Annotated in this window: 25 protein-coding genes and 1 other annotated feature; of the genes, 14 read left to right on the forward strand and 11 right to left on the reverse strand. The window is 53.3% G+C overall.

All coding sequences use genetic code 11. The annotated features are described in order from the left end of the window. Window positions 1–980 precede the first annotated feature (980 nt). The 7 genes from rfbA to LGL98_RS08330 all read left to right on the forward strand — a co-directional run bounded on the left by rfbA (window position 981) and on the right by LGL98_RS08330 (window position 9,041). Entirely contained in the window at window positions 981–1,748 is a 768-nt protein-coding gene (gene rfbA / locus LGL98_RS08300; protein ID WP_002912373.1) for an O-antigen export ABC transporter permease RfbA, read from the forward strand. Beyond that, on the forward strand, window positions 1,748–2,488 hold the full coding sequence (rfbB, locus tag LGL98_RS08305) for an O-antigen export ABC transporter ATP-binding protein RfbB (RefSeq protein ID WP_032442110.1): 741 nt from the start codon (window positions 1,748–1,750) through the stop codon (window positions 2,486–2,488). Before rfbA ends, rfbB begins: the two co-directional genes overlap by 1 nt. A gap of 15 nt (window positions 2,489–2,503) precedes the next feature. Beyond that, window positions 2,504–4,399 carry a DUF4422 domain-containing protein gene (locus LGL98_RS08310; RefSeq protein ID WP_136032882.1) on the forward strand — a complete coding sequence of 632 codons (1,896 nt, stop codon included), beginning with the start codon at window positions 2,504–2,506 and terminating at the stop codon, window positions 4,397–4,399. 15 nt (window positions 4,400–4,414) lie between these two features. Next, window positions 4,415–5,569, forward strand: coding sequence for a UDP-galactopyranose mutase (gene rfbD / locus LGL98_RS08315; protein ID WP_136032884.1), 1,155 nt, complete (start codon window positions 4,415–4,417; stop codon window positions 5,567–5,569). Continuing rightward, entirely contained in the window at window positions 5,566–6,459 is an 894-nt protein-coding gene (locus LGL98_RS08320) for a glycosyltransferase (RefSeq protein WP_136032886.1), read from the forward strand. The genes rfbD and LGL98_RS08320 overlap by 4 nt, the downstream gene beginning before the upstream one ends. Next, window positions 6,460–7,605 carry a glycosyltransferase family 4 protein gene (locus LGL98_RS08325; protein WP_168435349.1) on the forward strand — a complete coding sequence of 382 codons (1,146 nt, stop codon included), beginning with the start codon at window positions 6,460–6,462 and terminating at the stop codon, window positions 7,603–7,605. It abuts the gene before it with no gap. A 119-nt stretch (window positions 7,606–7,724) separates the two neighbouring features. Beyond that, window positions 7,725–9,041, forward strand: a complete 1,317-nt coding sequence (locus LGL98_RS08330; protein WP_136032895.1) for a glycosyltransferase family 2 protein — start codon at window positions 7,725–7,727, stop codon at window positions 9,039–9,041. Window positions 9,042–9,144: 103 nt separating this feature from the next. Here the strand turns inward: LGL98_RS08330 and hisIE are convergent, their stop codons facing one another. The 9 genes from hisIE to hisL all read right to left on the reverse strand — a co-directional run bounded on the left by hisIE (window position 9,145) and on the right by hisL (window position 16,384). Further along, window positions 9,145–9,744: a bifunctional phosphoribosyl-AMP cyclohydrolase/phosphoribosyl-ATP diphosphatase HisIE gene (gene hisIE / locus LGL98_RS08335; RefSeq protein WP_032442119.1), complete on the reverse strand. Its 600-nt coding sequence runs from the start codon at window positions 9,742–9,744 to the stop codon at window positions 9,145–9,147. Further along, the gene (hisF, locus tag LGL98_RS08340; RefSeq protein ID WP_017899707.1) at window positions 9,738–10,514 is read right to left on the reverse strand and encodes an imidazole glycerol phosphate synthase subunit HisF; all 777 of its coding nucleotides are present in this window, start codon (window positions 10,512–10,514) and stop codon (window positions 9,738–9,740) included. Before hisF ends, hisIE begins: the two co-directional genes overlap by 7 nt. Beyond that, the gene (hisA, locus tag LGL98_RS08345) at window positions 10,496–11,233 is read right to left on the reverse strand and encodes a 1-(5-phosphoribosyl)-5-[(5-phosphoribosylamino)methylideneamino]imidazole-4-carboxamide isomerase (RefSeq protein ID WP_032442120.1); all 738 of its coding nucleotides are present in this window, start codon (window positions 11,231–11,233) and stop codon (window positions 10,496–10,498) included. The genes hisF and hisA overlap by 19 nt, the downstream gene beginning before the upstream one ends. Next, window positions 11,233–11,823 carry an imidazole glycerol phosphate synthase subunit HisH gene (gene hisH / locus LGL98_RS08350; protein ID WP_002912227.1) on the reverse strand — a complete coding sequence of 197 codons (591 nt, stop codon included), beginning with the start codon at window positions 11,821–11,823 and terminating at the stop codon, window positions 11,233–11,235. The genes hisA and hisH overlap by 1 nt, the downstream gene beginning before the upstream one ends. Further along, window positions 11,823–12,890 (reverse strand): bifunctional histidinol-phosphatase/imidazoleglycerol-phosphate dehydratase HisB, encoded by a 1,068-nt coding sequence (gene hisB, locus LGL98_RS08355; RefSeq protein ID WP_014343297.1) that lies wholly within the window; start codon window positions 12,888–12,890, stop codon window positions 11,823–11,825. The genes hisH and hisB overlap by 1 nt, the downstream gene beginning before the upstream one ends. After that, window positions 12,887–13,948 (reverse strand): histidinol-phosphate transaminase, encoded by a 1,062-nt coding sequence (hisC, locus tag LGL98_RS08360; RefSeq protein WP_136032897.1) that lies wholly within the window; start codon window positions 13,946–13,948, stop codon window positions 12,887–12,889. Before hisC ends, hisB begins: the two co-directional genes overlap by 4 nt. Then, window positions 13,945–15,249, reverse strand: coding sequence for a histidinol dehydrogenase (hisD, locus tag LGL98_RS08365; RefSeq protein WP_136032899.1), 1,305 nt, complete (start codon window positions 15,247–15,249; stop codon window positions 13,945–13,947). The genes hisC and hisD overlap by 4 nt, the downstream gene beginning before the upstream one ends. A gap of 39 nt (window positions 15,250–15,288) precedes the next feature. Continuing rightward, window positions 15,289–16,188 carry an ATP phosphoribosyltransferase gene (gene hisG / locus LGL98_RS08370; RefSeq protein ID WP_136032901.1) on the reverse strand — a complete coding sequence of 300 codons (900 nt, stop codon included), beginning with the start codon at window positions 16,186–16,188 and terminating at the stop codon, window positions 15,289–15,291. Window positions 16,189–16,235: 47 nt separating this feature from the next. Beyond that, window positions 16,236–16,358: a sequence feature (His leader region), on the reverse strand. Further along, complete coding sequence (gene hisL / locus LGL98_RS08375) at window positions 16,334–16,384, reverse strand: his operon leader peptide (RefSeq protein ID WP_004899375.1); 51 nt, start codon at window positions 16,382–16,384, stop codon at window positions 16,334–16,336. Its footprint overlaps the feature before it by 25 nt. 176 nt (window positions 16,385–16,560) lie before the next feature. Here hisL and LGL98_RS08380 point away from each other — a divergent pair, with 176 nt between their 5' ends. The 4 genes from LGL98_RS08380 (at window position 16,561) to plaP (ending at window position 19,960) form a co-directional block, all read left to right on the forward strand. Then, window positions 16,561–17,385, forward strand: a complete 825-nt coding sequence (locus LGL98_RS08380; protein ID WP_023317560.1) for an SDR family oxidoreductase — start codon at window positions 16,561–16,563, stop codon at window positions 17,383–17,385. A gap of 37 nt (window positions 17,386–17,422) precedes the next feature. Then, window positions 17,423–18,313: a LysR family transcriptional regulator gene (locus LGL98_RS08385; protein WP_136032903.1), complete on the forward strand. Its 891-nt coding sequence runs from the start codon at window positions 17,423–17,425 to the stop codon at window positions 18,311–18,313. Between the two features lie 236 nt (window positions 18,314–18,549). Continuing rightward, window positions 18,550–18,612 (forward strand): membrane protein YoeI, encoded by a 63-nt coding sequence (gene yoeI / locus LGL98_RS26300; RefSeq protein ID WP_096335043.1) that lies wholly within the window; start codon window positions 18,550–18,552, stop codon window positions 18,610–18,612. Next, window positions 18,602–19,960, forward strand: a complete 1,359-nt coding sequence (plaP, locus tag LGL98_RS08395) for a putrescine/proton symporter PlaP (RefSeq protein WP_004148994.1) — start codon at window positions 18,602–18,604, stop codon at window positions 19,958–19,960. Before yoeI ends, plaP begins: the two co-directional genes overlap by 11 nt. Before the next feature lie 181 nt (window positions 19,961–20,141). On the opposite strand, the gene LGL98_RS08400 is transcribed toward plaP, so the two are convergent. Next, the gene (locus tag LGL98_RS08400) at window positions 20,142–20,453 is read right to left on the reverse strand and encodes an ArsR/SmtB family transcription factor (RefSeq protein ID WP_023318674.1); all 312 of its coding nucleotides are present in this window, start codon (window positions 20,451–20,453) and stop codon (window positions 20,142–20,144) included. Between the two features lie 239 nt (window positions 20,454–20,692). On the opposite strand from LGL98_RS08400, the gene fusA reads away from it, so the two are divergent. Beyond that, a complete protein-coding gene (fusA, locus tag LGL98_RS08405; protein WP_136032905.1) occupies window positions 20,693–22,795 on the forward strand; it encodes an elongation factor G in 2,103 nt (700 codons plus the stop codon). A 222-nt stretch (window positions 22,796–23,017) separates the two neighbouring features. Here the strand turns inward: fusA and sbcB are convergent, their stop codons facing one another. Then, window positions 23,018–24,442 carry an exodeoxyribonuclease I gene (gene sbcB, locus LGL98_RS08410; RefSeq protein WP_136032907.1) on the reverse strand — a complete coding sequence of 475 codons (1,425 nt, stop codon included), beginning with the start codon at window positions 24,440–24,442 and terminating at the stop codon, window positions 23,018–23,020. A gap of 180 nt (window positions 24,443–24,622) precedes the next feature. Between sbcB and dacD the strand changes: the two genes are divergently transcribed. After that, on the forward strand, window positions 24,623–25,786 hold the full coding sequence (gene dacD / locus LGL98_RS08415) for a serine-type D-Ala-D-Ala carboxypeptidase DacD (RefSeq protein ID WP_004203546.1): 1,164 nt from the start codon (window positions 24,623–24,625) through the stop codon (window positions 25,784–25,786). A gap of 178 nt (window positions 25,787–25,964) precedes the next feature. Beyond that, complete coding sequence (gene sbmC, locus LGL98_RS08420; protein WP_136032909.1) at window positions 25,965–26,438, forward strand: DNA gyrase inhibitor SbmC; 474 nt, start codon at window positions 25,965–25,967, stop codon at window positions 26,436–26,438. Window positions 26,439–26,460: the final 22 nt, after the last annotated feature.

A 26,460-nucleotide genomic window follows, 5' to 3' on the forward strand; every position in this document is an offset into this window, starting at 1 on the left:
TTGCGGTTGGGATCACTTGGTTTGCCATGACAAGATAGGCAAGTACCTGTAAACAGCGGCGTCAGAGGTTGAATGTCATGTAATTAATTATCATTCTAGAAAGTCATTAAGCCATTCAGAAGATTAAAAACAATTATAAACAATGGGTTAGGTGTTTATTTCGGTTTTACCGAGTATTTCGAGGTTTTAGACACAGCCTGGCATCGTAGAGTAAAGATTGTAACCTTGGCTTAGCCAGGTGTGTATGTTTCCAGGGGGCCTATTTAGCGATAATGCCATGTTATCGTCTAAAGTGTGTCCATTTTTACATTGAAAAAGCCATGAACCGGATTTTTACTTTAATTCCTTACTTGCAGAGTTATAATACGCTGCCGTTCTATTTAGCAGGCTTAGGTATTGCTGGATAAATCATCACGAAAAGTTGTTATTAAGATGCAAGAAATTATTTCAGAATTTCATGCTGTCCTTAGATGGTTCTTTTGAATGTAAAGGCGTGATGAGCAGGTGAGGGGGAGTGCCAGGCCAGGCATGCTACTTGCGGAAATGAGAAAGTCCTGATAGCTAACGCGGAAGGGAAACGCCAGAGTAATGCCTTTTTGTAGCTAAGGTAACGAGATGCAGGGCTGTACTGAACAGCAATGCCATCTACCGCGCGGTTTGAACGGATGTGAGCGCTAAAAACTCGGTGGATCACGCATTTTGGTTGCGATAGCCAATGGCGGTAGCGTGGAAGAAAGCATAAGGAAATTTATTAATTTATTGAATTAAAAGGGTTTTTGTCAAGCATGAGGCCGGGTGTTGCTTGCCTTTTCATTCAAAACATCGGTTGCAGTCGATGAATGGCTGTTGACCTGATAAACTTTGCCCGCAGCACAAAGCAGTCAGTTTCTCGATTGTTGAGCCTGGCAGGATCGGCGAGGTAGACCTGGTATGACTAACTCATTCAGTGGATATTTGTAGAATAATTTATGAGTATAAAAATGAAGTACAATTTAGGGTATTTATTTGATTTGCTTGTTGTGATAACAAATAAAGATCTAAAAGTGCGCTATAAGAGCAGCATGCTAGGATATTTGTGGTCAGTAGCAAATCCATTGCTTTTTGCCATGATTTATTATTTTATATTTAAGCTTGTAATGAGAGTACAAATTCCAAATTATACGGTTTTCCTCATTACCGGTTTGTTCCCATGGCAATGGTTTGCCAGTTCGGCCACTAACTCATTATTTTCATTCATTGCTAACGCTCAAATTATCAAGAAGACAGTTTTTCCCCGGTCCGTGATTCCGCTAAGTAATGTGATGATGGAGGGTTTGCATTTTCTGTGCACCATACCGGTTATTGTCGTTTTTCTTTTTGTTTATGGCATGACGCCGTCTTTGTCCTGGGTTTGGGGTATACCACTCATTGCTATTGGCCAGGTGATTTTCACCTTTGGTGTTTCAATCATCTTTTCAACGTTGAACCTGTTTTTCCGTGACCTGGAGCGCTTTGTCAGTCTGGGGATTATGTTGATGTTTTATTGTACGCCGATTTTATATGCGTCTGATATGATTCCGGAAAAATTCAGCTGGATAATTACCTACAATCCGCTAGCGAGTATGATTCTTAGTTGGCGCGATTTATTTATGAATGGGACTCTGAATTATGAGTATATTTCAATACTCTATTTTACGGGTATCATTCTGACGGTTGTTGGTTTGTCTATTTTCAATAAATTAAAATATCGATTTGCAGAGATCTTGTAATGCACCCAGTTATTAACTTCAGTCATGTTACAAAAGAGTATCCTCTGTACCATCATATTGGCTCAGGAATCAAAGACTTAGTCTTCCATCCGAAGCGCGCTCTTCAGTTGCTGAAGGGACGGAAATATTTAGCTATCGAAGACGTATCCTTTACTGTGGGAAAAGGTGAGGCTGTTGCCCTGATTGGACGTAACGGGGCAGGAAAGAGTACCTCGCTTGGCCTGGTTGCCGGGGTGATTAAGCCAACTAAGGGAACCGTCACCACTGAAGGACGGGTAGCATCGATGCTTGAACTCGGGGGAGGCTTTCATCCGGAGCTTACCGGGCGTGAGAATATTTACCTGAATGCAACCCTGCTGGGGCTGCGGCGCAAAGAGGTCCAGCAACGTATGGATCGTATTATTGAATTTTCGGAACTGGGAGAATTCATCGACGAGCCTATCAGAGTATATTCAAGCGGAATGCTAGCTAAGTTAGGTTTTTCGGTCATCAGTCAGGTTGAACCGGATATTTTAATTATTGATGAAGTTCTGGCAGTAGGTGATATTGCTTTTCAGGCTAAATGCATTCAGACCATCAGAGATTTTAAGAAAAGAGGCGTGACGATACTGTTTGTTAGCCACAATATGAATGACGTTGAAAAAATCTGCGACAGAGTCATCTGGATCGAAAATCATAGACTCAGGGAAGTGGGGTCTGCAGAGCGAATCATTGAACTGTACAAGCAAGCAATGGCTTAATCATTGGGTAATATAATGAACAATAGCGTTAAAATCTATACCAGCCACCATAAGCCTAGTGCTTTTCTCAATGCTACAATTATCAAACCTCTGCATGTCGGCAAAGCCAATTCTTATAATGAGATTGGTTGCCCAGGAGATGACACTGGCGATAATATTTCCTTTAAGAATCCGTTTTATTGCGAACTGACTGCGCATTATTGGGTTTGGAAAAACGAAGAGCTGGCCGACTATGTCGGTTTTATGCACTATCGCCGTCATCTTAATTTTTCCGAAAAACAAAATTTTTCTGAGGATACCTGGGGGGTCGTGAACCATCCATGCATTGATGAAGAGTATGAGAAGACCTTTGGATTAAACGAAGAAACAATTCAACGGTGTGTTGACGGTATTGATATCTTACTGCCCAAAAAATGGTCTGTCACCGCGGCGGGAAGTAAAAACAATTATGATCACTATGAACGAGGTGAATACTTACACATTCGTGATTATCAGGCTGCCATTGCCATCGTTGAAAAACTATATCCAGAATATAGCACGGCAATAAAAACATTCAATGATGCCAGTGATGGCTATTACACTAATATGTTTGTCATGCGCAAAGATATTTTTGTTGACTATTCTGAGTGGCTCTTTTCCATTCTGGATAATCTCGAAGATGCCATCTCGATGAACAATTATAATGCTCAGGAAAAACGCGTTATTGGGCATATAGCCGAACGGCTGTTTAATATCTACATTATTAAGTTGCAACAAGATGGTGAGCTTAAGGTAAAAGAATTACAGCGTACCTTTGTTAGCAATGAAACATTCAATGGTGCACTGAAGCCCGTTTTTGATTCTGCGGTTCCAGTGGTTATCAGTTTCGATGATAATTATGCAATCAGCGGTGGCGCGTTAATTAATTCAATTGTCCGGCATGCGGACAAAAATAAAAATTATGATATCGTCGTACTTGAAAACAAAGTTAGCTATTTGAATAAAATGCGGTTAGTAAATCTAACCTCTGCGCATCCGAATATTTCTCTTCGTTTTTTTGACGTTAATGCCTTCACTGAAATAAATGGTGTGCATACTCGAGCGCATTTTAGCGCATCAACGTATGCCCGTCTTTTTATTCCTCAACTGTTCAGACGATACGATAAAGTCGTATTTATTGATTCAGATACCGTTGTAAAGGCTGACCTGGGTGAACTTCTTGATATCCCTCTGGGCAACAATTTAGTTGCAGCGGTCAAGGATATCGTCATGGAAGGTTTTGTAAAATTTTCTGCAATGTCGGCATCAGATGATGGCGTTATGCCGGCAGGCGAATATTTACAAAAAACCTTAAACATGAATAACCCTGATGAGTATTTTCAGGCGGGCATTATTGTTTTTAATGTCAAACAAATGGTCGAAGAAAATACCTTTGCTGAATTAATGCGGGTATTAAAGGCAAAAAAATACTGGTTCCTCGACCAGGATATCATGAATAAAGTATTCTACTCTCGAGTCACATTTTTGCCATTAGAGTGGAACGTTTATCATGGTAATGGCAACACGGATGATTTCTTTCCTAATCTTAAGTTTGCAACGTATATGAAATTTTTAGCCGCTCGCAAGCAGCCTAAAATGATTCATTATGCGGGTGAGAACAAACCATGGAATACCGAAAAAGTCGATTTTTATGACGACTTTATTGAAAACATCGCTAACACTCCATGGGAGATGGAAATCTATAAACGACAGATGTCGTTAGCGGCTTCGATTGGTTTAACCCATAGCGAGCCGCAACAACAAATCTTGTTCCAGACCAAAATCAAGAACGTACTGATGCCTTATGTTAATAAATATGCACCAATAGGCACGCCAAGAAGAAACATGATGACTAAATATTATTACAAAGTACGCCGTGCTATTCTTGGATAATAAAAGAGACAACAGATGAAAAGTAAAAAAATATTGATCGTAGGTGCAGGCTTCTCTGGTGCAGTTATTGGTCGCCAGCTTGCTGAGCAGGGACATCAAGTCCATATTATCGATCAGCGTGATCATATTGGGGGAAATTCCTATGATGCTCGGGACGCTGAAACGAATGTTATGGTACATGTTTATGGGCCCCATATTTTCCATACTGACAATGAAACAGTGTGGAACTATGTCACCGAGCATGCAGAGATGATGCCCTATGTGAACCGGGTTAAAGCGACAGTTAATGGTCAGGTATTTTCCCTGCCTATTAATTTGCATACCATCAATCAGTTTTTCTCAAAAACGTGTTCGCCTGATGAGGCCAGAGCGCTCATTGCTGAGAAAGGGGATAGCACTATTGCTGATCCACAAACTTTTGAAGAGCAAGCGTTACGCTTTATTGGTAAAGAGTTATATGAGGCCTTTTTTAAAGGCTATACGATTAAACAGTGGGGGATGCAACCCTCGGAACTGCCGGCATCTATTCTTAAACGTCTTCCTGTTCGTTTTAACTATGATGATAATTATTTTAACCACAAATTTCAGGGTATGCCGAAATGTGGTTATACGCAGATGATTAAGTCCATTCTCAATCATGAGAATATCAAGGTTGACTTACAGCGGGAATTTATCGTTGAAGAGCGAACTCATTACGATCACGTATTCTATAGCGGTCCATTAGATGCGTTTTATGGCTACCAATATGGCCGTCTGGGCTATCGAACATTAGATTTTAAGAAGTTTACCTATCAGGGTGATTACCAGGGTTGCGCAGTGATGAACTATTGTTCTGTGGATGTGCCCTATACTCGCATCACTGAACATAAATATTTTTCTCCCTGGGAACAACACGACGGCTCTGTTTGTTATAAAGAGTATAGCCGTGCTTGTGAAGAAAATGATATTCCTTACTATCCTATTCGCCAGATGGGAGAGATGGCCCTTCTTGAAAAATACTTGTCACTGGCCGAGAATGAAACCAATATCACTTTTGTCGGTCGTCTTGGAACCTACCGTTACCTCGACATGGATGTGACCATCGCCGAAGCATTGAAAACGGCAGAAGTCTATTTAAATTCACTCACTGAAAATCAGCCAATGCCTGTGTTTACGGTTTCTGTACGATGAAATATACGGCATTGATAGTGACATTCAATCGTCTCGGCAAACTGAAAAAAACCGTTGAAGAGACCCTCAAACTTGAATTCACTAATATTGTTATTGTCAATAACGGGTCCACGGATGGGACCCAAGCATGGCTTTCGTCAATTGTTGATACACGAGTCATTGTATTAACCCTCACCGAGAATACCGGTGGGGCGGGGGGCTTTAAAACCGGTAGTCAGTATATCTGTGAACAGCTGGCAAGTGATTGGGTATTTTTCTACGATGACGACGCTTACCCGTATCCAGACACGTTGAAGTCCTTTTCACAGCTGGATAAGCAGGGATGTCGGGTATTTAGTGGACTGGTGAAAGATCCGCAAGGAAAACCGTGTCCGATGAATATGCCGTTCTCGCGTGTACCAACCTCCCTTGGCGACACTATACGCTATTTACGCTACCCTGGAGAGTTTATCCCGGCAGCTAATCGTTCTATGTTCGTACAAACGGTTTCATTTGTTGGGATGGTCATACATCGTGATCTGCTCGCGACCAGTCTTGACCACATCCATGAACAGCTTTTTATCTACTTTGATGATCTTTACTTTGGCTATCAGCTATCATTAGCTGGTGAGCAAATTATGTATAGCCCGGAGTTGCTTTTCTATCATGATGTGAGTATTCAGGGCAAACTTATTGCACCTGAATGGAAGGTTTACTATCTATGCCGTAATTTGATCCTGTCGAAGAAAATATTCCAGAAAAATGCCGTGTATAGCAATTCAGCGATAGCGATACGCATCCTAAAATATATATTAATCCTGCCATGGCAACGTCAAAAATATTCCTATATGAAATTTATTCTTCGTGGGATTTCACATGGCATAAAAGGTATTAGTGGTAAGTATCATTAAGTGGGCATAGCAATGAGAAAATTGTGTTATTTCATAAATTCGGATTGGTACTTCGATTTACACTGGATCGATCGTGCCATCGCCTCCCGTGATGCAGGTTATGAGATTCACATCATCAGCCATTTTATCGATGACAACATAATAAATAAATTCAAAACATTTGGCTTTATTTGCCATAATGTTACTCTTGATGCTCAATCTTTTAATGCATTAGTTTTCTTTCGTACTTACCATCATGTACAAAAAATCATTAAAAATATAAAGCCGGATCTTTTACATTGCATCACTATCAAGCCATGTTTGATTGGTGGCGTGCTGGCGAAGAAATTTAATCTACCGGTCATCGTAAGTTTTGTTGGGCTTGGAAGAGTATTTTCTTCAGACAGCATGCCTTTAAAATTATTGCGAAAGTTTACTATTGCCGCATATAAATATATAGCCAACAATAAGCGCTGTATATTTATGTTTGAACATGATCGAGACAGAAAAAAACTGGCTAAGTTGGTTGGACTCGAAGAACAACAGACGATTGTTATTGATGGCGCAGGCATTAATCCAGAGATATACAAATATTCTCTTGAACAGGATCACGATGTCCCTGTTGTATTGTTTGCCAGTCGTATGTTGTGGAGTAAAGGACTGGGCGACTTAATTGAAGCGAAGAAAATATTACGCAGTAAGGATATTCACTTTACTTTGAATGTTGCAGGCATTCTGGTCGAAAATGATAAAGATGCAATTTCCCTTCAGGTCATTGAAAATTGGCATCAGCAAGGATTAATTAACTGGTTAGGTCGTTCGAATAACGTTTGCGATCTTATTGAGCAATCAAATATCGTTGCTTTGCCGTCAGTTTATTCTGAAGGTGTTCCGCGAATTCTTCTGGAAGCATCTTCTGTGGGTCGCGCTTGTATTGCTTATGATGTCGGTGGTTGTGATAGCCTTATTATTGATAACGATAATGGAATTATTGTTAAAAGCAATTCACCTGAAGAGTTGGCTGATAAACTTGCCTTTTTGCTTAGCAATCCTAAAGCACGCGTTGAAATGGGTATTAAAGGACGTAAGCGTATTCAGGATAAATTCTCGAGTGGGATGATTATTAGTAAAACGCTAAAGACTTATCATGATGTGGTCGAAGGATAGTTGTCGATCAAACGGTTATCCGTTTTTATTAGTTGCCAGTTTCTGTTTCTTTACCTTCAAATTTTTAAAGTATATTATTAACTAAAATTACTGTAACGTGTCACTTGGGAGGCGATCAAATGTCTGAAAGATCTTCAAGTGCACTGGTCTCTGTTGTGATACCTGTGCACGATGCTGCAGAATATATATCTGATACGCTTAGTTCCATTTTATCGCAATCGTTACAGGATATTGAAGTCATCATTATTGATGACAATTCGGCTGATGATACGTTAAAGCTACTGCAGTCCTTTGCCGCTAATGACCCGCGGATACGTCTTTTAAATAATTCGCAGAATATCGGTGCCGGTGCATCACGTAACATGGGATTAAAAATAGCAAGTGGCGAATATATCATTTTTCTTGATGATGACGATTACCCCGATGCTAATATGCTCAAACGGATGTATGATCATGCTGTATTGCTGCAAGCCGATGCGGTTATCTGCCGATGCCAGTCTTTAGATCTACAAACCCATTCATATGCACCAATGCCATGGTCCGTGCGCGTAGATTTACTTCCTCAAAAAGAACTATTTTCATCAGATGAGATCACTCATAATTTCTTTGGTGCATTTATCTGGTGGCCCTGGGATAAGCTTTTCCGGCGCCAGGCTATACTGGATACTGGTTTACAATTCCAGGATTTAAGAACGACTAATGATTTATTTTTTGTTAGCGCTTTTATGCTACTTGCCAAAAGAATGGCGTTCCTGGATGAGATCTTGATTTCTCATTCCATTAACCGCAGTGGTTCATTATCGGTGACCAGAGAGAAATCCTGGCACTGTGCTCTTGATGCGCTACGTGCTCTCTATTCCTTTATTGACTCACAGCACTTGTTGCCTTCACGGGGTAGAGACTTTAATAATTATGCAGTGACTTTTCTTGAGTGGAATTTAAATACGATTTCTGGTCCGGCGTTTGATTCTTTATTCACTGCTTCACGTGAATTCATCACCTCATTGGATATTGATGAAAGCGATTTTTATGATGATTTTATCAAAGCGGCACACCATCGCCTGGTTCGGTTAACGCCAGAAGAGTATCTTTTCTCGTTAAAAGATCGGGTATTACATGAGCTTGAATCCTCTAATTCATCTACAGAGAAGTTGCAAGCCAGTATTGCTTCTCAGGATCTAGTGCTTAAAGCCAGGGAGCAAAAAATTGATGAGCTAAGTGTGTCCGTTGCAGAGAAAAAAGAACGTATTGATAGGCTGATGGAGCGAAATGCATACTTAGAGACCGAGTATCAGAAACAACAAGAGCAATTAACTAAACTACAAAATGAATTAAATGACGCTGCTCAACGCTATTCAGCTCTCATTTCATCATTGTCATGGAAAGTTACAAGACCCTTAAGGTTAATCAAAGCGTTAATCGTGAAGAAAATGTAGTATTTTTATCAATAATTCATGCTTATTTTAGATGCAGAGAGATACTCCTGATTAACGAGAAAAGTTTTGCAGGGAGGTATATTAACACCTCCCTTTGTTATTATTACTTATGCCGTGCTCTTAGATTATCAATCACTTCCCCGAGATCCAGCCCCTGGTCTTGCAGCAGCACCAGCAGGTGATACATCAGGTCCGACGCCTCATTCTTCAGCTCGAAGCGGTCGTTCACCGTGGCGGCCAGCGCGGTCTCCACGCCTTCTTCCCCCACTTTCTGCGCAATACGCTTGGTACCGCTGGCATACAGCTTCGCCGTGTAGGAGCTCTCCGGGTCGGCGTGCTTGCGCTCAGCCAGCAACTGCTCCAGCTGATAGAGGAACAGCCACTGGTGGCCGGTTTCGCCAAAGCAGCTGGTGGTGCCTTTGTGGCAGGTCGGCCCGATCGGGTTTACCAGCACCAGCAGCGTATCGTTGTCACAGTCCGGCGTGATGCTCACTACATTGAGGACGTGGCCCGAGGTTTCACCCTTGGTCCACAGCCGCTGCTTGCTGCGCGAGTAAAAGGTGACCTTGCCGGTGGCTTCGGTTTTCTCCAGCGCCTCCTTGTTCATGTATCCCAGCATCAGCACTTCGCCGGATACGGCGTGCTGCACGATGGCCGGCATCATGCCGTCCGTTTTTTCCCAGTCCAGCTGTTCAGTCAACATACCCTTATCTCCACGCCCTGTGCCGCCAGGTACGCTTTCAGTTCGCCAATATTAATAATCTGTTTGTGGAATACCGAGGCCGCCAGTGCGCCGTCAACGTCGGCGTCGCGGAAAGCTTCGAGGAAGTGTTCCATAGTGCCCGCGCCGCCGGAGGCGATCAGAGGGACGTGGCACACCGCGCGGACCTTCGCCAGCTGCTGCAGGTCGTAGCCGTTGCGCACTCCGTCCTGGTTCATCATATTGAGCACGATCTCACCCGCGCCGCGCTTCTGCACTTCCTCCACCCAGTCGAGAGTTTCCCACTGCGTCACCCGGGTGCGGCTCTCGTCGCCGGTATACTGGTTGACGTGATACTTGCCGGTCTGTGCATCAAACCAGGTATCAATCCCCACCACAATGCACTGCACGCCAAAGCGGTCGGCAAGACGGGTGATCAGCGTCGGGTCGGCGAGAGCAGGGGAGTTAATCGAGATCTTATCGGCGCCGAAGGAGAGGATCTGCGCCGCGTCTTCCAGCGACTTGATCCCGCCCGCCACGCAGAAAGGAATATCGATTACTTCCGCCACCCGCGATACCCAGCTCTTGTCGACCACCCGGCCGTCGCTGGAGGCGGTAATATCATAGAACACCAGCTCGTCGGCCCCTTCGTCGGCATAGCGCTTGGCCAGCGGGACGATGTCGCCAATGATCTCGTGATTACGGAACTGTACGCCTTTCACTACCTGGCCGTCGCGGACGTCGAGGCAGGGGATTATCCGTTTTGCCAGCATTGAATGGCCTCCGTTACGTTGAATTTTCCTTCCAGCAGCGCGCGACCGACAATCACGCCGCGCACCCCGGTGCCGCGCAGGGCGGCAATATCATTGAGAGCGCCGATGCCGCCGGATGACTGAAACGCCACCTGCGGGTAGCGGGCGCAGACTTCCTCGTACAGCGAGACGTTAGAGCCCGCCAGCGTGCCGTCGCGGGAGATATCGGTGCACAGCACGTGCTGCAGGCCGACCGGCAGATAACTTTCCACCAGCTCCTCCAGCGTCACGCCGGAGTTTTCCTGCCAGCCGCTGACCGCCACCTGCTTGTTGCCGTCGGCGTCAATGCGCACGTCGAGCGCCAGCACCAGCCGTTCAGGGCCAAAGCGTTTAAACCAGCCTTTTACTTCTTCCGGTGACTTCACCGCGGTGGATCCGACCACCACGCGGGCGACGCCGGCCTCAAGCAGAGCCGCGACATCCGCTTCGGTCCGCACGCCGCCGCCAACCTGTACCGGGACGTCAACCCCGGCGACCAGCGATTTCAGCAGCGGGATCTGGCGTTTCGCCGGATCCTTCGCCCCGGTCAGGTCGACCAGGTGCAGGACTTCCGCCCCCTGAGCGGCATAGGACTGCAGGCGCGGCAGCGGATCGCTGCCATAGTCGCGCTGCTGGCCGTAATCGCCCTGATGGAGACGAACGACGGTGCCGTCGATTAAATCTAAAGCAGGAATAATCATCACATCTCCAGGAAGTTTTTCAGCAGCTGCGCCCCGGCGCTTCCGGAGCGCTCCGGGTGGAACTGCACGCCAAAGAAGTTATCTTTCTGCACCGCAGCGGTGAACGCCTCACCGTAATTGCACTGGGCGATGGTGTACGGATTGACCGGCATGGCGTAGCTGTGCACGAAGTAGAAATACGCGCCTTCTTCAATGCCGCGGAACAGCCGATCGCCCGCTTTGGCATACACCCGGTTCCAGCCCATGTGCGGCAGCGGTAGACCGTGGTCGGTCATCTTCGGCACCTCTTCCTCGATAATGCCCAGCAGATCGACGCCGTTGTTCTCCTCGCTGCGCTTGCCGAGCAGCTGCATGCCCAGGCAAATCCCCAGCACCGGCTGGGTACAGGCTTTGATCAGGTCGATTAGTTCGCGGTCGCGCAGCTGATCCATTGCCGCCTGGGCGGTGCCGACGCCGGGAAGAAACAGTTTATCGGCACGCAATACCACTTCCGGATCGCGGCTGACCACCGGCTCATAACCGTGGCGGCCAATCGCCGATTTCACCGAATTGAGGTTGGCGCAGCCGGTATCAAGGATCACCACATTCATCACAGCACCCCTTTGGAAGACGGCAGGGCATCGCCCTGGACGCGGATCGCCTGGCGCAGCGTACGGCCAAAGGCTTTGAACAGGCTCTCCACGCGGTGGTGATCGTTCTTGCCCTTGGTTTTCAGGTGCAGGGTCACCGCCATGGTGTAGGAGAGCGAGCGGAAGAAGTGTTCCACCATCTCGGTGCTTAGATCGCCGACGCGCTGATAGGTGAAGTCCGCCTTATATTCCAGGTGCGGACGGCCGGAGATATCCAGCGCGCAGCGGGCGAGACACTCGTCCATCGGCAGCACGAAGCCGAAGCGGTTGATGCCGCGCTTGTCGCCGAGGGCCAGCTTCAGGGCTTCGCCGAGGGCCAGGCCGGTATCTTCCACGGTGTGGTGATCGTCGATGTACAGATCGCCGCCAACGTTAACCTCCATGCGGAAGCCGCCGTGGGTGGCGATTTGGTCGAGCATATGGTCAAAAAAGCCGACGCCGGTGTGGATTTTGCTGCCGCCTTCGCGGTCCAGCCACACCTTCACGTCCACCTGGGTCTCTTTGGTGATGCGCTCGACGTGGGCATAGCGGTCGCGACGGGTCAGCTGCTCGCAGATGGTCGGCCAGTCAAGGGTTTCGCGGTCATAGCGCAGGCCGATAATTCCCATGTTATCCGCCAGCTCGAGGTCGGTTGCCCGGTCGCCAATCACATAGCTGTGGGCTTTATCCAGCACACCCTCTTCCAGCCACGGCAGCACCAGCTGCGTTTTCGGTTTGCGGCAGGCGCAGTTGTCGCCCGGGAAGTGCGGACAAATCAGCACCTCTTCGAAATTGACGCCCTGCGAGGCGAAAATCTGCATCATCAGGTTATGTGGGCCATCAAACGCCTCCTGCGGCAAACTGTCGGTGCCCAGACCATCCTGGTTGGTGATCATCACCAGCTTATAGCCTTCCTGCTGCAGCTTAAGCAGCGCCGGGATCACCTGCGGCTCAAACGCCAGCTTGTCGAAGCGGTCCACCTGGAAATCCTCCGGCGGTTCGGAAATCAGGGTGCCGTCACGGTCAATAAAGAGATACTTCTGGGTCATACATTCTCCGCAGTCAAGGCGTCAATCACGCGCTGGCTCTCGGCACGGGTACCGATAGTGATACGCAAACAGCCGCTTAATGAAGGTTGTTTATTCTGGTCACGTAAGATAATGCCCTGATCCCACAAAGATTTAAACACTGCGCTGGAGGCGGTTATCCGCGCCAGGACATAGTTGGTCTCGGAATCGAACACCTGCTCTACGCAGGCGATGCCGTGCAGCTGTTCCACCAGGTAGCGGCGCTCGTCAAGGATCTGCGCCACGCGCTGGCGCATCGCGGCGATCCCCGCCGGGCTCAGGGCCTGGGCGGCGATATCGGCCACCGGCGTGGAGAGCGGGTACGGGGCGATCACTTTCAGCAGCACGTTAATCACCTCGGCGTTGGCGAGGGTGAAGCCGCAGCGCAGGCCGGCCAGGGCGAAGGCTTTGGACAGCGTGCGCAGCACCACCAGGTGCGGATAGTCGCTGAGCCAGCCGGCCAGCGTCGCCTGCGGACAGAATTCAATGTAGGCTTCGTCGGCGACCACGATGGCTTTGCCGCGGGTCATCTCCAGCAGATCGCGCATCGACTGTGGGTCGATAATCTGCCCGGTCGGGTTGTTCGGGCTGCAGACGAAGACCACCTTCACGCCGTCCAGCTGCGCTTCGATGCCCGGCAGGTCGAGCTGCCAGTCGGCCAGCGTCGGCACGGTACGGCATTCGACGCCGATGGTCTCGGCGCTGACGCTGTACATGCCGTAGGTCGGCGGACAGTAGAGCACGGCGTCCTCGCCTGGCTCACAGAAGGCGCGGATCAGCAGCTCGATGCCTTCGTCGGCGCCGCGGCTGACCAGCACCTGCTCCGGTTTGACCTCGGCGTAGCGGGCGTAGCTCTCAATCACGGCCTTCGGCTGCGGCTCCGGATAGCGGTTCAGCGTCTGCTCGGTAAGCTGGAAGGCTACGGCGGTAGGGAATTCGTTGGCGTTGAGCCAGACATCGCCTTTGCCGCCCAGTCGGCGAGCGGATTGATACGGGGTCAGCGCGCGGACGTTGGCGCGGGCTAAATCTTCAATGCTCATGCTTGCTCCTTCAGGGCGGCAACGCGCAGCGTTACGGCGTTTTTGTGGGCGTCAAGGCGCTCGGCGGCGGCCAGGATCTCAATCGTTGAGGCAAGGGCGGCAAAACCGTCGCGCGACAGCTCCTGCACGGTCATCCGCTTCTGGAAGTCGGCCAGACCGAGGCTTGAGCAGGTGGCGGTGTAACCATAGGTCGGCAGGACGTGGTTGGTGCCCGAGGCGTAGTCGCCCGCGGATTCCGGTGACCAGTCACCGAGGAAAACCGAACCGGCGCTGGTGATGCTGTCCACCAACTCGCGGGCCTGACGGGTCTGAATGATCAGGTGCTCCGGGCCGTACTGGTTGGAGATAGCCACGCACTGCGCCAGGTCGCGGGCCACGATGATCCGGCTGGCGGAGAGCGCCACGCGGGCGGTTTCGGCGCGCGGCAGGGCGGCCAGCTGGCGCTCCACGGCTTCGGCGACGCGGCTGCCCATGTCGGCATCCGGGGTCAGGAGGATCACCTGCGAGTCCGGGCCGTGTTCCGCCTGCGACAGCAGGTCGGAGGCAACAAAGTCCGGGTTGGCGCCGCTGTCGGCGATTACCAGCACCTCCGACGGGCCGGCCGGCATGTCGATGGCTGCGCCGTCCAGACGCTGGCTGACCTGACGTTTGGCTTCCGTGACGTAAGCGTTGCCCGGGCCAAAGATTTTATCCACCTTCGGCACCGACTCGGTACCGAGGGCAAGGGCGGCGATGGCCTGCGCGCCGCCGACGTTAAAGATGGTTTTCACGCCGCACAGCTGCGCGGCATAGAGGATCTCATCGGCAATCGGCGGCGGCGAGCAGAGCACCACCTGCTGACAGCCGGCGATGCGCGCCGGCGTCGCCAGCATCAGCACCGTGGAGAACAGCGGTGCCGAGCCGCCCGGAATATACAGCCCGACGGAGGCGATAGGGCGAGTAACCTGCTGGCAGCGCACGCCCGGCAGCGTTTCGACATCTACCGCCTGCAGCTGTTGCGCATTGTGGAAGGTCTCGATGTTTTTCACTGCCACCGCCATCGCCTGCTTCAGCTCGTCGCTGAGGCGCTCGCCGGCGGCGGCGATCTCCGCCTCGCTCACCTGCAGCGCGGCGACGGTGGTTTTATCAAACTTCGCGCTGTATTCGCGCAGCGCCGCGTCGCCGTTGGCTTTGACGTTATCGAGGATCTCCGCCACCGTTTTACTGATGCTGCCGGAGGCGGAAATCGCCGGGCGCGTTAAGAGTTGCTGTTGTTGGTCTGCACTACAGCCGTTCCAGTCGATGATTGTGTTGAAGCTCATGATTGTATTCCCCTGTGTGTCCCGTGACCGGCTGGCCGATTACTCCATCATCTTCTCAATCGGCAGCACCAGAATGGAGCTGGCGCCCAGCGCCTTCAGTTTTTCCATGGTCTCCCAGAACAGGGTTTCGCTGCTGACCATGTGCATCGCCACGCGCTGCTTGTCGCCTGCCAGCGGCAGAATAGTCGGCCGCTCGGCGCCCGGCAGCAGGGCCACCACTTCTTCCAGGCGTTCGGTCGGGGCGTGCATCATGATGTATTTCGACTCGCGGGCCTGGATCACGCCCTGAATACGGGTCAGCAGGCGGTCAATCAGCTGCTGTTTGGCGTCGGCCATTTCGCCGTCGCGCTGGATCAGGCAGGCTTTGGAGCGGTAGATCACTTCCACTTCGCGCAGGCCGTTGGCTTCCAGAGTGGCGCCGGTGGAGACGAGGTCGCAGATGGCGTCGGCGAGGCCGGCGCGCGGTGCCACTTCCACGGAGCCGTTCAGCAGGCAGGACTTAAAGGAGATGCCTTTTTGATCGAGGTAGCGCTTCAGCAGGTGCGGATAAGAGGTGGCGATGCGTTTGCCGTCAAGCGCCGCCGGGCCATTCCAGGCCTCATCCACCGGGGTCGCCAGCGACAGGCGGCAGCCACCGAAGTCGAGACGGCGCAGGGTGAAGTAGCGCGGGTCTTCGCCCTGGGCGCGGCGGCTGAGCAGCTCTTCTTCCAGCACGTTTTCGCCGATAATGCCGAGGTCGACAACACCGTCCATCACCAGGCCCGGGATATCGTCATCACGCACGCGCAGAATGTCGATTGGCATATTTTCCGCCAGCGCAATCAGACGCTGGGTGTGCAAATTGACTTTAATGCCGCAGCGGCTGAGTAATTCGCGTGAATCTTCGCTTAAACGGCCTGATTTCTGAATAGCTATGCGTAAACGGCTGTTGTCTAACATTGTTCTTTTCCTCTGAATACCTGTCTGAATCTGTCCGAATTTGGTCCAAAAAAAAGCCCCCGGAAGCGAATCTTCCGGGGGCTCTCTGCGCGTTCATGCACCACTGGAAGATCCAAATGTCTTCCAGCACACATCGCCTGAAAGACTAGTCAGGATGATGGTGATGATGGTGGTGTTTAAATTGAACGCGGTTCATATAAATTCTCTGTGAATGACTATGCATTTGATGTCCTTTAACCTAAACCACTTCCGCCGCAGAAAGCAAGGGCTTTTTTCTATCATTAATTCATTTCACATTGAGCGAAGAAATTGTCAGTTGCCGCTGGCTGGCGTAGCCTGTAATCAGCACAGCGAATGAGTCAGGAGCCTGGGATGAAAAAGGTCGCGATAGTCGGTTTGGGATGGCTGGGGATGCCGCTGGCGCTGTCGTTGACGGCGCGAGGCTGGCAGGTCACCGGCAGTAAAACTACGCAGGATGGCGTGGAGGCGGCGCGGATGTGCGGGATCGACAGCTATCCGCTGCGCCTGGAGCCGCAGCTGGTCTGTGATACCGAGGACCTCGACGCGCTGATGAACGTCGATGCGCTGGTAATCACCCTGCCGGCCCGGCGTACCGGGGCAGGGGAAGGGTTTTATCTGCAGGCGGTGCAGGAGATTGTCGATACCGCGCTGGCGCACCATATTCCACGGATCGTCTTCACCAGTTCCACCTCGGTGTATGGCAACGTCAACGGCACGGTGAAAGAGAACTCCCCGCGTCTGCCGCAAACCGCCAGTGGGCAGGTGCTCAAGGAGCTGGAGGACTGGTTGCACAACCTGCCCGGGACGTCGGTGGATATTTTGCGCCTGGCCGGGCTGGTGGGGCCTTCCCGTCATCCGGGACGTTTTTTTGCCGGTAAGTCGGCGCCGGATGGCCAGCACGTGGTCAATCTGGTGCATTTGCAGGATGTGGTGGCCGCTATCGAACTGCTGTTGCAGGCTCCGAAGGGCGGGCACATCTATAATCTATGTGCGCCCCGTCATCCGGCGCGCGGCCTCTTTTATCCGCAGATGGCCCGCGAGCTGGGGCTGCCGCCGCCGGTGTTTAGCGACAGTCCGGACGGCGGTCAGGGCAAGATTGTGGATGGCAATCGTATCTGCAATGAGCTGGGGTTTGAGTACCAGTACCCCGATCCGCTGGTAATGCCGATGGAGTGATCTACCAGCGGTGATTCGCACACCGTAAGGGGGAGCGATGAAACCACTGCTGGATGTCCTCGTGATCCTCGACGCCCTGGAAAAAGAGGGGAGTTTTGCCGCGGCATCGGCAAAGCTCTTTAAAACGCCCTCGGCGCTGAGCTACACCATTCACCGCCTGGAAAGCGATCTCAATATTCAGCTGCTTGACCGCAGCGGCCACCGCGCGCGCTTTACCTCCACCGGACAAATGCTGCTGGAGAAAGGGCGGGAGGTGCTGCATATCGCCCGCGAACTGGAGATCCGGGCGGTTAAGCTGCAGCAGGGGTGGGAACATACCCTCCGTCTGGCGGTGGACAGCACCTTTCCCGTGGCGCAACTCTCGCCGCTGATCGCGGCATTTTATCAACAGCAGCCGCTGACCCGACTACACTTCACGCTTAGCCCTGCTCTACTGGACTGGCAGCCGCTCACCGGAGGGCAGGCCGATCTGCTGCTGGGGGCGCTTGGCGAGCCGCCGCCGCTCAGCGGCTATGACTATCTTCCCCTCGGCGAGCTGGAGTTGCTGCTGGTGGTTTCTCCGCAGCATCCTCTGGCAGGGTACTGTGCTCCGCTAAGCTGGCGAACCCTGCGCCGTTACCGGGCGGTGGCCACCGGCGAGGGTGGGCCGCTGCTCAGCGATCAGGAGACCCTGACGGTGTGTGACGCCGCGGGGCAGCTGGCGCTGCTGCGCATGGGGCTGGGCTGGGGCTGTCTGCCGCGCTACCAGGTGCAGGGGCTACTGGACAACGGCGAGCTTATTAGCCTGGTCGTGCGCGGGCAGTCGACCCGTCAGCGCGCCTGGATTGCCTGGAATGACGCAACCTGCGGTTTGGCCAGTAAATGGTGGCGTGAAGCGCTATTAGCAAATAGTGCTATTTTTTCGGTTTATAATACGGAAATCGTATAGATATTAGCACGTTAAAAAATATGCTTACGCAATGAACTTCATAACATCTTGTCAACGCCGTTGAATTTGTTGCAAAATATGCGGCCTGAAAACCAGAGACTAGCCGACGCTTTTTTTAAAGTGTCGGTTATTTTTTTGGTCGAAAGACACATCATTCAATACCAAGAGGCCGGGCTTCGTACCGGATAGATATTTACTAAAAACCGACAGTCGTTGTCGCTGAGGAATAGAAAGAAATGGGGCAATTTTTTGCTTACGCGCTGGCGTTCACCGTAAAAGGGGATAACTATGTCGCATAACGCTACTCCAAATACCTCTCGCGTGGAATTACGTAAAACGCTTACGTTAGTTCCGGTTGTAATGATGGGCCTGGCCTATATGCAGCCGATGACGCTGTTCGATACGTTTGGTATCGTCTCTGGTATGACCGACGGTCACGTGCCGACGGCCTACGCCTTTGCGTTAATCGCTATCCTGTTTACTGCCCTGAGCTATGGCAAGCTGGTACGTCGTTACCCGTCTGCCGGCTCGGCGTATACCTATGCGCAGAAATCCATCAGCCCGACCGTAGGCTTTATGGTGGGTTGGTCTTCGCTGCTCGACTACCTGTTCGCGCCGATGATCAACATTCTGCTGGCAAAAATCTATTTTGAAGCGCTGGTGCCTTCGATTCCGTCGTGGGTGTTTGTTATCGCGCTGGTCGCCTTTATGACCGCCTTTAACCTGCGCAGCATTAAATCCGTGGCCAACTTCAACACCGTGATTGTGGTGCTGCAGGTGGTGCTGATTGCCGTTATTCTCGGCATGGTGATTTATGGTGTGTTTGAAGGCGAAGGCGCCGGTACGCTGGCCAGCAGCCGTCCGTTCTGGTCTGGTGACGCGCACGTGATCCCTATGATTACCGGGGCGACGATCCTGTGCTTCTCGTTTACCGGCTTCGACGGCATCAGCAACCTGTCCGAAGAGACCAAAGATGCAGAGCGCGTTATCCCGCGGGCGATCTTCCTGACCGCGCTGATCGGCGGCCTGATCTTCATCTTTGCCACCTACTTCCTGCAGCTGTACTTCCCGGACATCTCGCGCTTTAAAGATCCGGATGCGTCACAGCCGGAAATTATGCTCTACGTGGCCGGTAAAGCCTTCCAGGTTGGCGCGCTGATCTTCTCCACCATCACCGTGCTGGCGTCCGGTATGGCGGCGCATGCCGGCGTGGCGCGTCTGATGTACGTGATGGGTCGCGACGGCGTGTTCCCGAAAAGCTTCTTCGGCTACGTGCACCCGACCTGGCGCACCCCGGCGATGAACATCATCCTGGTTGGCGCGATTGCGCTGCTGGCGATTAACTTCGACCTGGTGATGGCGACGGCGCTGATTAACTTTGGTGCGCTGGTGGCGTTTACCTTCGTTAACCTGTCGGTGATTTCCCAGTTCTGGATCCGTGAGAAACGCAACAAGACGCTGAAAGACCACTTCCAGTATCTGTTCCTGCCGATGTGCGGCGCCCTGACCGTTGGCGCGCTGTGGGTCAACCTGGAAGAGAGCTCAATGATTCTGGGCCTGATCTGGGCCGGTATCGGTCTGGTCTACCTGGCCTGCGTGACCAAAAGCTTCCGCAACCCGGTGCCGCAGTACGAAGATGTGGCCTAAGGCATAGCGTGATGTGAATAAAAAAAGCCGGAGGGAAACCTCCGGCTTTTTTTTCGTCTGTGCTGGTTCGATACCGGGACCTGCTTTTTTGCCCGGCGGTGCTTGCCGGGCCTGGGGGATATAAGCTGACGGGAGGCCCCCGTAGGCCGGGTCATGCGCAGCCGCCACCCGGCAGAAGAGCTTATCCCGCCTGCACCATAACTTTCAGCAGCGTATCCAGCAGGCCGGGAAAACGGGCATCCAGATCTTCCCGGCGCAGCGAAATCATGTTCTCCCGCCCCTGAGGCCGCTGCCAGATCACACCGCTGTCGCGCAGGACGCGCCAGTGGTGGGTCATGGTGGACTTGGCCACCTCCTCCTGACGCAGGGCGTTGCAGCTCTGCTCACTGCCGTCGGCCAGCGTGCGGATGATCTCCAGTCGCAGCGGGTTACCGAGCGCGGAAAGGACATTTTCCAGGCGAATTTGTTCTCGTTCGGGGTGATTGGCGATCATAATAATCCTGTGTCGGCGGTGGCGCGGCGCATGGCAGCCGCAGCCCATATCGGCGGCTGGCGGCTACTATACCCAAACTCCGTTTCTGATGCCACGCGCGCCGCCGCAACCTGACCAATCGTAATAATAGCAAAAATAGTTCGAATATACTCGTACAGTTGTACTATGATAGACGCAGTTAAATGAACTGCGGATCATTCCGACCGCAGACTGACCGTCAAAACGACTAAGGACGCATCATGCCCCGACCCATCCCTCTCGAACGTTATCGCAACATCGGTATCTCCGCGCATATCGATGCCGGTAAAACCACCACCACCGAGCGCATCCTGTTTTACACCGGGATGAGCCATAAGCTGGGTGAAGTACACGATGGCGCGGCAACCACCGACTGGATGGCGCAGGAGCAAGAGCGCGGGATCACCATTACCTCGGCGGCGGTAAGCTGCTTCTGGCCGGGTATGGACCGCAGCTTTGAGCCGCACCGGATCAACATCATCGACACCCCGGGGCACGTGGATTTCACTATTGAGGTGGAACGTTCCATGCGCGTGCTCGACGGCGCGGTGATGGTGTACGACTCCGTCGGCGGGGTGCAGCCCCAGTCGGAGACTGTCTGGCGCCAGGCGAATAAATACCACGTCCCGCGGCTGGCCTTCGTCAACAAGATGGACCGCCCGGGGGCGGACTTCTTCCGCGTGGTGCAGATGATGATCGACCGTCTGAAGGCCAACCCGGTGCCGATTGTCATCCCCATTGGCGCTGAAGAGCATTTCACCGGCGTTGTCGATCTGGTAAAAATGCGCGCCATCCTGTGGGATGACGCCACCCAGGGCATGACCTTCAGCTATGGGCCTGTCCCTGACGATCTGCTGGCGACGGCCCGCGAGTGGCGGGAGAAAATGGTCTCGGCGGCGGCGGAAGCCAGTGACGCGCTGATGGATAAATACCTGGAAACCGGTGAGCTGGACGAGGCGGAAATCGTCGCCGGTCTGCGCCAGCGCACGGTGAAGGGCGAAATCCAGGCGGTGCTCTGCGGGAGCGCCTTTAAAAACAAAGGCGTGCAGCGCATGCTCGATGCGGTGGTGGAGCTGATGCCGTCGCCGCTGGATATTCCGGCGATACAGGGCGTTGATGAGCAAGGCCAGCCGGCGGAACGCCATCCGAGCGACGATGAGCCGCTGTCGGCGCTGGCGTTCAAACTGATGACCGACCCCTACGTCGGCCAGCTGACCTTTATCCGCGTCTACTCCGGGACGCTGAAGAAAGGCGATGCGGTGTGGAACCCGGTGAAGGGCAAGAAAGAGCGCATCGGACGTATCGTGCTGATGCAGGCCAACGACCGCCACGAAGTTGACGAACTGCATGCCGGGGATATCGCGGCCTGCGTCGGTCTGAAGGATGTGACCACCGGCGATACGCTGTGCGACCCGGATGCGGTGATTACCCTCGAACGGATGGAGTTTCCGGAACCGGTGATTTCGCTGGCCATCGAGCCGAAGACCAAAGCGGACCAGGAGAAAATGGGCATCGCGCTGCAGCGGCTGGCGGCGGAAGATCCGTCGTTCCGTCTGCATACCGATGAAGAGTCCGGCCAGACGATTATCTCCGGTATGGGCGAGCTGCATCTGGAGATCATTGTCGACCGGATGAAGCGCGAGTTTGGCGTCGAGGCCAACATTGGCCGTCCGCAGGTCACCTACCGCGAAACCCTGCGCAAGAAAGTGACGGACGTGGAAGGCAAATTTGTGCGCCAGTCCGGCGGTAAAGGGCAGTACGGGCACGTCGTACTGACCCTGGAGCCGCTGGCGCCGGGCAGCGGTTTCGTCTTCGAGGACGCCACTAAAGGCGGGGTAGTGCCGCGCGAGTATATCCCTTCCGTGGAGAAAGGGCTGCGCGAAGCGATGGGCACCGGCGTGCTGGCGGGTTATCCGGTGGTTGACGTGAAAGCGACCCTGACCTTCGGGTCGTACCACGACGTGGACTCCTCGGAGATGGCGTTCCGCATGGCGGCGATCTTCGGCTTCCGGGAGGGCGCGCGCAAAGCGGACCCGGTGATCCTTGAGCCGGTGATGCACGTCGAGGTGGAGACGCCAGAAGAGTACGCCGGGAATATCATGGGCGATCTCTCTTCCCGTCGCGGGATGGTACAGGGGATGGAAGAGCGCTTCGGCAGCCAGATCATCCGCGCCGATGTACCGCTGGCGGAGATGTTTGGTTATTCCACCACGCTGCGCTCGATGTCTCAGGGACGAGCAACCTACAGCATGGAGTTCCATCATTACGCGGAAGCGCCACGCAATGTAGCGGATGAAATCATCGCCAGCCGGGCGAAAAGCTAAGCAACGTTCCCGGGTGTGACGCGAGGCGTCTTACCCGGGCTACTCTGGTACCAGCGCCCAGGCCCGGCAAGGCGAAGCCGCCACCGGGCAAAAAGGTAAGCACGAACCGGGGACGCAATGCCCGGCGGCGCTGCGCTTGCGCGGGCCTACGGTCAGGCGTCTCCCCGGTCATATTTTGTAGCCCGGGTAAGGCGGTAGCCGCAACCCGGGAATTTCAGCCAATCAGACAATATCCTGCGCGTACTGCCACAGCGCCTTCAGCTGCGCCAGCTTCTCTTTATCATCCGCATACTGCTGATACAGCATCTGCAGCTCATCGGCATAGGCCTGCAAAAACGCTGGGGTAAACACCTGACGACGGTGCTCTAACCAGCGCTGCTGCTCATGTTCATCGAGCGTGCCGGGGAAGTTGCGCGCCCGGTAGTTAAACAGCAGGCGTTCGATACGCTGGTCGGCGAAGGTAATATCCAGCGCCGGCAGATTGCGCGGCTCGGTTTCCAGCACGATTTTCATCGCCGCGCGGTCGGCATCGCTAAAGAACCCATTGTAAAGCTGGGCGTCGACGTTTTCGGACGGCACGAAGGGTTCGGCTTCGGCATAGACTGCCACCACTTTCTCCCGCACCTGCGGATTCGCCCGCAGCAGCTGGGCATTCTCCAGACAGCGCTGAATGGAGATCCCCAGCCGGTCGGCATCCTGCGGGCGCAGGGTATTGGCCTGGGCCAGCACCGGACACTTATTTAAATGCACCAGCTTAATCGGCACCGCCGGCAGATCGCCAAGCTCGGCGCGCGGGGTGTAAAGCCGCTCGCGCAGGGCATCGGCATCCAGTTCCAGCAGCGGCGCCATATCGCCCGCCAGATCGACCATAATCACCGCATTGCGGTTTTCCGGATGCCAGGCCAGGGGCGCCACCAGGCTGGTGTTACCGCGCGCGGCGCCAAACATGCCTGAGACATGCACCAGGGGCTTCATCTGCGGGACGTCGATGAGCGTCGCCAGCTTGCGCTTATTGCGGTGGCTGTAGAGATAATCAAACAGCCGCGGCTGCTGGGTTTTCACCAATTTCGCCATGGCGATGGTGGCATACACGTCGGCCATCGCGTCATGGGCGTTCTGGTGTTCAATGCCGTTGGCGACGGTCAGATGTTCAAGCCGGAAGCTCGGCAGACCCTCGTCATTCTCCGGCCAGGCGATCCCTTCCGGGCGCAGGGCATAGCAGGCGCGCATCACGTCGAGCAGATCCCAGCGCGAGTTATCGTGCTGCCAGCTCCAGGCATAAGGATCATAGAAGTTGCGATAGAAGATATTCCGCGTCACTTCGTCATCAAAGCGCACGTTGTTATAGCCGACGATACAGGTTTGCGGCACCGTGAACAGATCGTGGATGCGGCGGGCAAACGCGGCCTCATTATCCCCTTTGGCCAGCGCTTCCTGCGGCGTGATCCCGGTGATCATCACCGCCTGCGGCTGCGGCAGGTAATCGTCAGCGGGCTTGCAGTAAAACACCTCGGGCTCGCCGAGCACGTTCAGCTCCGCGTCGGTGCGGATGGCGGCGAACTGCGCCGGCCGGTCAAGGGAAGGGCTGGTGCCGAAGGTTTCATAATCGTGGAATAAAAATCCGGGCTGGTTGACGCTTTCTTGCATAGTCTGTTCATTATCCGTGGTGGCGTGCGACCGGTATGGTAAACGATTTGTCCGGTCATCAGAAGGGTAACGGCACGCAACTTCCTCTGCTGTGTCATATTTTCTTGCAATTAAACCCTGATATGAAACGCGAAGTTCCGTAAAAAGGACGGCGGATCTGTAAATCTAGAGGATATGCCGTTGAAAGGCCGTTTGTTTATTGCTGTATCTTTGCTCGCTTCGAGCGTTTCCTGCGCATTTGCCGTCGATTTGCCTGCTACGGTCGCGCCGCCTTCCATCCAGGCTGGCTCCTGGGTGCTGATGGATTACACCACCGGTCAGGTGCTGACCGCGGGTAATGAACATCAGCAGCGCAATCCTGCCAGTCTGACTAAACTGATGACCGGCTACGTGGTCGATCGCGCCATCGACAGCCATCGTATCACCTTTGACGACATCGTCACCGTGGGTAAAGACGCCTGGGCGAAGGGTAACCCGGTGTTCGACGGGTCATCGCTGATGTTCCTTAAGCCTGGGGATCGGGTCAGCGTCCGCGACCTCAGCCGTGGGCTGATTGTCGACTCCGGCAACGACGCCTGCGTCGCGCTGGCCGACTATGTCGCCGGCGGCCAGCCGCAGTTTGTCGCCCTGATGAATCAGTATGTCGAAAAACTGCACCTGCAGGACACCCATTTCGAAACCGTCCACGGCCTCGACGCCCCGGGCCAGCACAGTTCGGCCTATGACCTCGCGGTGTTGTCGCGGGCGATTATCCATGGCGAGCCTGACGTCTACCATATGTACAGCCAGAAGAGCCTGACGTGGAACGGCATCACCCAGCAAAACCGGAACGGCCTGCTGTGGGATAAAACCATGAACGTCGATGGCCTGAAAACGGGCCACACCTCCGGCGCCGGCTTCAACCTGATCGCTTCGGCGGTGGATGGCCAGCGCCGGCTGATCGCGGTGGTGATGGGGGCGGACAGCCCGAAAGGCCGCGAGCAGCAGGCTGCTAAACTGCTGCACTGGGGCCAGCAGAACTTTGACACCGTGCAGGTGCTGCAGAAGGGGCAGAAGGTCGGCACCGAGCGTATCTGGTACGGCGATAAAGAGCAGATTAAGCTCGGCACCGATCAGGATTTCTGGTTAGCCCTGCCGAAGGCGGAAGTGTCGCGGATTAAAGCGAAATATGTACTGGATAAGAAGGACCTTGAGGCGCCGATCGCCGCCAACCAGCGGGTTGGCGAGATTTCGCTGTATGACGGCGACAAGGTGGTGGGGCACTATCCGCTGGTCACCCTCGAAAGCATCAATAAAGGCGGAGTGTTCTCGCGAATGAGCGATTACCTGCACCACGAGCTGTAACCACGCCAACCGCCTCTTCGCAGGCGGTTTTTTTTCGCCTGCCGCTCGTGCTGACGAGACGCCTGTTTTTTCAGCAGTGGTGATGGCGACTCTGTGAATTCGCGCACATACTGAGGGGGGATCCTCTGCTAAATTAACTGTATATATATACAGTTAATTATCCTCAAAAGGAGGCAAGATGAACTACAGCATCACCACCCTCGGCAAGAAAACCATTGCCGGTTTCCATTTGGTCGGGCCATGGGAGCAAACCGTCAAGCAGGGGTTTGAGCAACTGATGATGTGGGTTGAGAACCGTCAGGTACCCGCCCGGGAATGGGTGGCCGTCTACTACGATAACCCGGAGGAAGTGCCCGCGGAAAAACTGCGCTGCGCGACGGCGGTGACCGTTGATGAGAATTACGTCATCCCCGCCAACAGCGAAGGGGTGATCCTGGCGGCGATTGCCGACGGAGATTACGCCTGCGCCCGCGCGCGGGTGGTGGATAACGACTTCGCCACCCCGTGGATGCAGTTTTTCGACAGCCTGCTACAGAGCACGACGCATCGCGTTGCCCCCAGGCCTTGTTTTGAGATCTATCTCAACGACGGCAACCACGACGGCTACTGGGATATCGACATGTATGTTCCCGTTGAGCGCGTCGCGTCGTAGCGGTTTACCCCTGTTCCGGACA

Origin of the sequence: Klebsiella africana, assembly GCF_020526085.1 — a bacterium.
GTDB classification, from domain to species: Bacteria; Pseudomonadota; Gammaproteobacteria; order Enterobacterales; family Enterobacteriaceae; genus Klebsiella; species Klebsiella africana.